1 pseudogene is annotated in these 365 nt (G+C 67.1%); it reads right to left on the bottom strand.

The window, feature by feature from the left end:
- Positions 1-99: 99 nt before the first annotated feature.
- Positions 100-365, bottom strand: a pseudogene (locus tag G3480_RS27490) (hypothetical protein); the annotation flags it as partial.

The following is a 365-nucleotide window of genomic DNA, read 5'->3' as shown; positions in this document are numbered from 1 at the left end:
ACGGCGCTCCTCGAACAGGCGCAGCAGGCGCCAGAAGCCAACACGGGCACCGTAGTCGAAGAGACTCTCGGCGCTGTCGTGACGCTGTCCCAAGCGCCGTTAGAGGCCGGGAAGCTCGGGCAGGTAGTCCTCGGAGCCGTCATCGCCGTTGAGCAGGGTGCGCTCGGCGCCCTCCTCCAGGTTGAGGACGCATTGGACCACCAGCCGTGCCCCGCCCGGCCACTGTGGATCTGGCGGGTGCCGTCCGTCACCCTTGAGGTCTCGCGGATGCCAAGGGTCCACGGTCAACCCAGCTCGAAGGTCGTGACACCGAAGATTTCGTGGTCGGGAAGCCTCGGCGGTGGTCCGTAGTACATCCGGGCGCA

The organism is Thiorhodococcus mannitoliphagus, assembly GCF_010915725.1.
Lineage (GTDB): Bacteria > Pseudomonadota > Gammaproteobacteria > Chromatiales > Chromatiaceae > Thiorhodococcus > Thiorhodococcus mannitoliphagus.
Note: the sequence above shows the minus strand (reverse complement) of the source record. Positions and strands in the feature narration are given on the sequence as shown.